This is a genomic window from Enterobacter sp. PTB, assembly GCF_051130085.1.
Lineage (GTDB): Bacteria > Pseudomonadota > Gammaproteobacteria > Enterobacterales > Enterobacteriaceae > Enterobacter > Enterobacter ludwigii.
On the sequence record NZ_JBDKEE010000108.1, the window covers coordinates 1 to 554 of the forward strand.

A 554-nucleotide genomic window follows, 5' to 3' on the forward strand; every position below is an offset into this window, starting at 1 on the left:
CCGAATATGCGAATACCTCTGCATTACTGGTCAGGAAATCCGAACTGCAGCGCCATTTTAACGAACAGGGTTAATTTTTCGTGCGTAACATTCGCTTCCGTGTAAGGAGACAAAGACCAGACCGCCACTAGCTCAGCAGGACAGAGCCGGTGACATTGATGTTGCAGGTGCGGGGTTCGAGGCCCCGATGGCGGCCCATTTTGGCTTTCCGGTCAGCGATGAAGGGATAACCCTGAGCGACCAGAGAGCCCCTTCTCATATGTGATGTGTGTAAACACTCATCTCACTTGCTGTTGACCACCGCATACCCGCACTTAGCTGCAGGTAAACCTTGCAATATACTCACCATACCAGTACTCACTTCCCGCACCACACCGGCGAGATCCATTCACATGGATACGCAGGGGCTTCTCTGTCGTGCCGTTTAGTCTACTGACCTTAATGAAGCGTCAGATTTTTGCATGCGTCACAGGCTGAGGTCATACCTGTTTGCCTTCCCGCCCTCATGGTACGCCAGGCCTGAACGCCGATGACGTTTATTCATTAAATTTACG

The 554-nt window shown here is 51.6% G+C and carries 1 tRNA gene; it reads left to right on the forward strand.

The annotated features are described in order from the left end of the window. The first annotated feature begins 121 nt into the window (after positions 1–121). A tRNA-Ile gene (locus AAIR21_RS27805) sits at positions 122–198 on the forward strand. Positions 199–554 lie beyond the last annotated feature (356 nt).